This window comes from Caldisericota bacterium (genome assembly GCA_034717215.1).
Classification (GTDB): Bacteria; Caldisericota; Caldisericia; order Caldisericales; family Caldisericaceae; genus UBA646.
The window spans coordinates 1-5,264 of record JAYELD010000144.1 but is presented as its reverse complement, the minus strand read 5'-3'; the positions used below and the strand labels follow the sequence as shown (position 1 = coordinate 5,264).

The 5,264-nt window shown below is 59.1% G+C and carries 4 protein-coding genes; 3 read left to right on the top strand and 1 reads right to left on the bottom strand.

Features of this window, described 5'->3' with window-relative positions:
• The 3 genes from U9Q18_06070 to U9Q18_06060 all read left to right on the top strand — a co-directional run.
• On the top strand, positions 1 to 1,480 hold a 1,480-nt coding region (locus tag U9Q18_06070; protein MEA3313923.1), incomplete at its 5' end, for an NAD/NADP octopine/nopaline dehydrogenase family protein.
• Entirely contained in the window at positions 1,419 to 3,185 is a 1,767-nt protein-coding gene (locus U9Q18_06065; protein MEA3313922.1) for a hypothetical protein, read from the top strand. The genes U9Q18_06070 and U9Q18_06065, both read left to right, overlap by 62 nt.
• Positions 3,186 to 4,492: 1,307 nt before the next feature.
• Entirely contained in the window at positions 4,493 to 4,693 is a 201-nt protein-coding gene (locus U9Q18_06060) for a DUF2202 domain-containing protein (protein ID MEA3313921.1), read from the top strand.
• Positions 4,694 to 4,865: 172 nt separating this feature from the next.
• Here the strand turns inward: U9Q18_06060 and U9Q18_06055 are convergent.
• Positions 4,866 to 5,264, bottom strand: a 399-nt coding sequence (locus tag U9Q18_06055) for a TOBE domain-containing protein (protein ID MEA3313920.1), incomplete at its 5' end; no start/stop codon positions are given.

Genomic DNA, 5,264 nt, shown 5'->3' with positions numbered 1-5,264 from the left:
TCATTCACAAGAAAAGGAAACAATGACAAGAATTGGCATCTATGGTGTGAGTACACAGTCTGGTCACGCGTACCTGACAGATTGTCTCTCGATCGGTGTTGAGGTATATGGATACGCCCGCTCCTCTCAACACGGTACGGAAGCCGTAACCACGCTTATGCAGCAGGGTGGAATCTACCGCCAGAGGCCCGGCAACAACATCGAGGAAACCTCAGCCTTTCTTCCCCTTGGGGCCGGTGAGGTGGGGCACGATCTCGAGCGACTGATCGATGTGTCCGACATCATTATCCTCGCTCATCCAGCCCAGTATCAGGAGGAAAGCGCCAGGCGGTTGAAGGAAGCAGGCTTGCTAGAAGGGGGTGGCGTTCTGTTGGTCCTCTCCCCCTCGCGAACCCTCGCGACTCCTTATTTGTGGCGCATCCTTGGGGAGCAATACCCTGTCATCTCTTTCCAGACCTGTCCGTACTCGTGCAAGTCGTCCTCCCCCGGTTCCACCTATATCAAACGAAGAAAGAAGAGCTGGATGGCCTCGGTGGAGGGAGACGTGTCAGGACGTGCGCTGGCGGCATTGAAGGGGATTTTCCCCCAGACTCTCACCAGTGGACTTCCTGCAACGACGTCGTTGGGGAATATTGGGGCTGTTTTCCACCCCACTACCTATCTGTTGAACTGGGATGCGATACTCGCCGCAGACAAAGCAAACACCACCTTCCCGTTCTACCTTGAGGGCATTGCCAGGAACGTCAAGGTGGCCAGTGTCATTGAGGAGATTGATCAGACGCGACTCCGGATTGCGCACGCGCTCGGGATCTCAGTCTTTGGACTGCAAGGTGACCCCAGAGAGCAGGAATGGGCGTCCATCATGAAAGAGGTGCCGAAATCACGTGCGTCTGGTTCCAGCATCCAGGAACTACGGCGCCTGCGGGCCGTGCATCTTCAGCCCATACACGACTCCGTCGTCTCCGCCCAGCACTGGTTGGATTACACGTATGGCGCGACGAGGATTCCGGGCGAGCCCCTGTCGGATGCCATAGGAAGAACGTCCACGTACCAGAGGAGATCGTACCCGCAGGAAAGATACATACACGAGGACATTCCGACCGGTCTGGTCCCGCTGGAGAGCCTTGCGGAGAGGTTCGGCATACCACACGAGGCCATGACACGCATCATCGACCTGTACCAAGACGTTACGGGGATGGACGGAAGGAAGACGGGCAGGAATCTGGAGCCCTTCAAAACAGGGTATCTGAAGCAGTATCTATTGGGCAGATTGGGGGCAGAAGGTGAGCAAGAACTGTGTGCTGGCAACGTTGGGAAACGACCCACATACTCAGGGGCTGTACAAGGCCTCGCGCATTGCCCAGAGAGCGGGCATCGCCGTGCGACTTGTTCCACCGGGAACAACGGTTCGGGAGATCATGGAGCGCATTCAGCGCGACGATCCCGGTTACGTCGGCCTGAGCTACAGGCTCAGCCCTAGTGTAGGGCTTCAAGCGTTCACCCGCTTTCTGAAACGCCTGGACGAGACCGGGCTGCTCCGGACAGCCAATGGAGAGGTCCGGAAGCTGGCCTTCGCGGGCCTGCCCGAGACGATGCGCGCCATCGAAGGGAGTGGAAGCCGTCTGCCCTGCGAGGTGACGACAATGCGGCAGGACGACGACTTGTTGGACCGGGCCGCCAGGGTGCTAGACTTCTTTGACGTGTCAGACGCCCGCAGCGCGACTATCCTCCAGGACCTCAGAAGGGAGCTGTATCCCCCTACGATCCCGGAATTGGATCAGCTGGCGACAGCAGTCACCGCCGACGATTCGTACCTGACCGAACCTCCACTGCCCATTCCCTCCCCAGCCGCTATGCGATTCCTGCCGAGGCGAGTTTGCGAGTCCCCTATCCCGGTTCTGCGAACCCATTTTGGCGTCCCCGCCGCGTCGATCAAGCCAACGGCTGAGGGGATCGCAAGACTGGCCCAATCGAGGGTGATTGACGAGATCTCGCTGGGCTCTTCGGACCTCTCTCAGCGGTATTTTGGCAGGCCGGAGGAGTTTGCCCGCCGGAAGAACGACGGCGGCGTGCCCTACAAGACGTTCGACGACCTGGTTGAGCTGGCAAAAGCAACACAGCGAGGGAATTTTCCGTCTATCAAGCCCTACGCCCACGTTGTAGATTTGGTTGGCTTCATCCATACGTGCATCAAAGCAGGCATGTTGACCGGAGCCCATCAGGCCATCCCCTTGTATTGGTTCAATGAATTGGACAGCCGGGGGCCTATGACCGTACCTGACTCGATCCGAGAGCACCTTGCCGCAGTGAGAAAACTGGCTCAACTGGGAATCCCTGTGGAAATGAACGATCCCAATCAGTGGTCATCTCGCTGGGCCCACGATACGCTCATCTGTGCCGACTACGGACTGATCACGGCCGTGATGCTCAACGCCAGCGTGCGTGACCTGGTGCTGCAGATGCAGTTCAACAAGCCTCGCGAGACCGGCGACCTAGCAGACTTGGCGAAGATGACTGCGAGCCTGGAACTCGCCAACAAGTTGCTGCCCCGGGGCCCAGACAGACCCAGGATCTGGACACAAACTCGAACGGGCGTCGGGTATTTCGATCCGGATCCAGATGCCGCCAGATTCCAACTGGCCAGATCCACGTTCCTACAGATGATGATCTCGCCCCACATCATCCACGTGGTGAGCACCTGCGAGGCCGACCACGCTGCAACAGTGAAAGACATTGTAGAAAGCTCGAAGCTGGTGAGACGGTGTGTCAGGGTCTTCAAGCAGCATGAGCCGGAGCTGACCAAGTACCTTCGCGATCCCATTGTGGTCGAACGGCGGGAATTCCTGCTCAAGGAAGCGCGGTTCCTCCTGCAGAGGATTGCACGCCTGGGCCAAGGCGGCAGTAGTGTTCGACCGCTAGCGAAGCGGCGTTCATCACGAGCTGTAGACGGATCCACCCTGAGATCGTTGGTACCCAGTCTCGCGCGCGAGAGTACGTTGATCGAAGCCCTGGAACGGGGCTATCTGGCTGCCCCCGGCATCTTCCATCCGGCATATCCGGCTGGCCGGAGGCTGACCACAGGGCCAAGCCGCAACGGTTTCATCGACTGTCTGGATCTGAAGGGGGGCAAACGGGCAGGCATCATGCAAGAGGAGGCAAGACTCTCTTTTCTGGCGTGCGCGTAAGCCGGGAAGCGATCTAACCTGTCGTAGCGTGCGGTGGTCACCATCTCTGGCCCCGTGGCCGCCACCGCCCGAAGGTATCTTCGACGTCCATCGTCATCGCCCTACCAATCGGCGCTACTCGTATGTTGTGGCGCAGCCGGCGCCAGATCCCTTCGGACAGCGACGTATCCCCTGAGACTAGCAGTCGATGCCCTTCCAGCGTGAAAAAACCACAGCTCCCTCACCTACCAAGCGAGGCTTGCTGGTGAAGGAGCGGCAAAAGGGCGTCTAAGCAGGTCCCCGTGCTCCATGACCACAGCCCCTCGCTTCTCAGCAAGAGAAAGACCGGACATCTGGCAACAGGCATACCTAGCCCATCTAGGGCACGACGGTACTGGACTGCAGTGCTAGATCGATGCATGGCAAGAAGCACGTCGACGGCCTCGTTCCAGGTCATCGTTGGTGCTTTGCTGGCTGTTTCTGCCGCGGTAGAACCGTTGTCCTCAGAGTTGTCCGGGTTTTTCGCGGCATAATTCAACCTCGTCAGAATCGGTTTTCGCGGCGCAGAATGGCCCTTCTGAGGAGTGATTCCGCCCTGAAAGACCGATTTCGCGGTGATACTTCGCGACGCTATGCCAGAAGAACGTCTGTTCTCAGCACTATCCTATCAGTTGCGACCTGTTGGGTCAAGGGATGCGGCGGCCGAATGCAAGGCTTAGTCCGCTGACTACCACCCGATTTTCTCCTGCCCAATGCCGCCGGCTAGCCCGTACGCTAGCTTACACAGCCAAACCACGAGCCCGATCCACTGAGCGTGAATCCCCGTACATACGATCAGCCGCCCGAAGTAGCGCGTGATCAGCAGGGTGGAGCCGCGCTCTTCGAGATAGGTGCGCTCCACCGTGAGGACCGTGGAGGAAGCCAGCCGTCTGGTCGGCGCACGGGGGTGAGGAGGAGACGTCGCCAGCATGGTCGGCTAGAGGACGGAAGCCACCATCGGTTCGAGTGGAGGTCGCCGCTAACACCAAAGATGTCGCAAGAGGCAGATCTTTCCCTTCTTCACACGATCTGCATCCAGCCTGTACGCTATCTCCAAAGGCCCCTGGTAGAATCCCCTCGTGAATGTCAAGAGACCAAGAGACCGAAAGAGATCAAACAGATGTTCGAGAAGATGAAGCAGACGAGCATGAGGATTCTAGTAGCGCTTGTCGTCGCAGCTTCTTTCGCCGCGGGTGTCGGCGTTACGGTGGCAGCGGCGGGCCCCCGGACGACCGCAGTACGCAAACGACAAGGAGAAGACCAGTGTCGAGACTGCATGATTCGCCAACCTGAGCGATAAGGAAATAGAGGGTATTCTCCTTATGCGCGAGGAAAAGAAGCTAGCCCGGGACGTTTACCAGGCGCTCTTCGATACGTGGAGCCAGCCGGTCTTCCAGAACATCGCCAACAGCAAACAAGCGCACGTGGACGCCGTCAAGGGACTGATCGATCGCTATGGTCTGGACGATCCTGTAGGCGGAAACGGGTAAGGCGAGTTCACCAACCAAGATCTTCGGGCCCTCTATGAGGAACTGATCCCAACGGGTAGCGAATCGCTGGCCAGTGCCCCGCCTCTGTAAGGGCCCCGGGCGGATCTCCTAGACTATGTGGTCGGCTTGACGCGTCCAATCAGCTCGTCACTCCTCCCAACGTCTTTGCCCGTCAAGAGGCTCCGGCGCTGTCGTTGAAGAAGTGGACATCCTCCAGACGCCAGTCCACTCCCACCGGCTCGCCCGGCTGATGGACAGCCCTCGAACTAGGGACCTCGACGTCGAGCTCAAGACCGTCGTCAAGGGCGACACAGTACCGCACGATGGCGCCCAGGTAGACGGCTTCCTTAACAGTGCCGATGACATCGGTGCTGCCTGCGTCGACCAGGCGCAGTCTCTCAGGGCGCACGGCACCAAGGAGCTCCCCGTCGGGCAGCGTCAGATCCTCAGGGACTGGGACCCTGTGGCCCAGAAGCTCAAGCGCGCCCTCAGCCACGTGGCCGCGGAGCATGTTGGCGCGCCCGATGAAGGCGGCAACGAAGCGAGTCGCGGGATTCTCGTAGATCTCCCA

What these genes read in the sequence shown, in the direction of transcription:
- U9Q18_06065 (MEA3313922.1), top strand. Translation starts at nt 1,419, where the DNA reads ATGGAGCGCATTCAGCGCGACGATCCCGGTTACGTCGGCCTGAGCTAC.